1 rRNA gene is annotated in these 2,386 nt (G+C 56.6%); it reads left to right on the forward strand.

What is annotated here, in order from left to right:
* Positions 1-2,365: ribosomal RNA gene (locus tag AB0M67_RS41550) — 23S ribosomal RNA — on the forward strand; the annotation flags it as partial.
* Positions 2,366-2,386: the final 21 nt, after the last annotated feature.

Here is a 2,386-nt window from a genome sequence, read left to right on the forward strand (position 1 = left end):
TAGTAGCGCGCTCAAGACCCGAAGCGGAGTGATCTAGCCATGGGCAGGTTGAAGCGGAGGTAAGACTTCGTGGAGGACCGAACCCACCAGGGTTGAAAACCTGGGGGATGACCTGTGGTTAGGGGTGAAAGGCCAATCAAACTCCGTGATAGCTGGTTCTCCCCGAAATGCATTTAGGTGCAGCGTCGTGTGTTTCTTGCCGGAGGTAGAGCACTGGATAGGCGATGGGCCCTACCGGGTTACTGACCTTAGCCAAACTCCGAATGCCGGTAAGTGAGAGCGCGGCAGTGAGACTGTGGGGGATAAGCTCCATGGTCGAGAGGGAAACAGCCCAGAGCATCGACTAAGGCCCCTAAGCGTACGCTAAGTGGGAAAGGATGTGGAGTCGCAGAGACAACCAGGAGGTTGGCTTAGAAGCAGCCATCCTTGAAAGAGTGCGTAATAGCTCACTGGTCAAGTGATTCCGCGCCGACAATGTAGCGGGGCTCAAGCGTACCGCCGAAGTCGTGTCATTGCAGCATGAGGGCCAACGCCCGCTGTGATGGGTAGGGGAGCGTCGTGTGCCGGGTGAAGCCTCCGTGGAAGCGAGGGGTGGACGGTTCACGAGTGAGAATGCAGGCATGAGTAGCGATACACACGTGGGAAACGTGTGCGCCGATTGACTAAGGGTTCCTGGGTCAAGCTGATCTGCCCAGGGTAAGTCGGGACCTAAGGCGAGGCCGACAGGCGTAGTCGATGGACAACCGGTTGATATTCCGGTACCCGCTTTGAAACGCCCAGTATCGAATCAGACGATGCTAAGCCCGTGAAGCCGTTCCGGACCCTTCGGGGAATGGAAAGTGGTGGAGCCGGTGACCCGGATCTGTAGTAGGTAAGCGATGGGGTGACGCAGGAAGGTAGTCCAGCCCGGGCGGTGGTTGTCCCGGGGTAAGGGTGTAGGGCGTTGTGCAGGTAAATCCGTGCAACATGTGCCTGAGACCTGATGCCGAGCCGATTGTGGTGAAGTGGATGATCCTATGCTGTCGAGAAAAGCCTCTAGCGAGTTTCATGGCGGCCCGTACCCTAAACCGACTCAGGTGGTCAGGTAGAGAATACCGAGGCGTTCGGGTGAACTATGGTTAAGGAACTCGGCAAAATGCCCCCGTAACTTCGGGAGAAGGGGGGCCACACTAGGTGATGGGATTTACTCTCTGAGCTTGGGGTGGCCGCAGAGACCAGCGAGAAGCGACTGTTTACTAAAAACACAGGTCCGTGCGAAGCCGTAAGGCGATGTATACGGACTGACGCCTGCCCGGTGCTGGAACGTTAAGGGGACCGGTTAGTCAATCTTCGGGTTGGCGAAGCTGAGAACTTAAGCGCCAGTAAACGGCGGTGGTAACTATAACCATCCTAAGGTAGCGAAATTCCTTGTCGGGTAAGTTCCGACCTGCACGAATGGCGTAACGACTTCTCGACTGTCTCAACCATAGGCCCGGTGAAATTGCACTACGAGTAAAGATGCTCGTTTCGCGCAGCAGGACGGAAAGACCCCGGGACCTTTACTATAGTTTGATATTGGTGTTCGGTTCGGCTTGTGTAGGATAGGTGGGAGACTGTGAAGCTTGGACGCCAGTTCAGGTGGAGTCGTCGTTGAAATACCACTCTGGTCGTGCTGGATGTCTAACCTGGGTCCGTGATCCGGATCAGGGACAGTGTCTGATGGGTAGTTTAACTGGGGCGGTTGCCTCCTAAAGAGTAACGGAGGCGCCCAAAGGTTCCCTCAGCCTGGTTGGTAATCAGGTGTTGAGTGTAAGTGCACAAGGGAGCTTGACTGTGAGACCGACGGGTCGAGCAGGGACGAAAGTCGGGACTAGTGATCCGGCGGTGGCTTGTGGAAGCGCCGTCGCTCAACGGATAAAAGGTACCCCGGGGATAACAGGCTGATCTTCCCCAAGAGTCCATATCGACGGGATGGTTTGGCACCTCGATGTCGGCTCGTCGCATCCTGGGGCTGGAGTCGGTCCCAAGGGTTGGGCTGTTCGCCCATTAAAGCGGTACGCGAGCTGGGTTTAGAACGTCGTGAGACAGTTCGGTCCCTATCCGCTGCGCGCGTAGGAGTCTTGAGAAGGGCTGTCCCTAGTACGAGAGGACCGGGACGGACGAACCTCTGGTGTGCCAGTTGTTCTGCCAAGGGCATGGCTGGTTGGCTACGTTCGGAAAGGATAACCGCTGAAAGCATCTAAGCGGGAAGCCTGCTTCGAGATGAGGGCTCCCACCTCCTTTGAGGGGTTAAGGCTCCCAGTAGACGACTGGGTTGATAGGCCGGATATGGAAGCCAGGTGACTGGTGGAGTTGACCGGTACTAATAGGCCGAGGGCTTGTCCTCAGTTGCTCGCGTCCACTGTGT

The sequence above is a fragment of the Streptomyces sp. NPDC051662 genome, from assembly GCF_040681655.1.
In the GTDB taxonomy this organism is placed as follows: domain Bacteria; phylum Actinomycetota; class Actinomycetes; order Streptomycetales; family Streptomycetaceae; genus Streptomyces.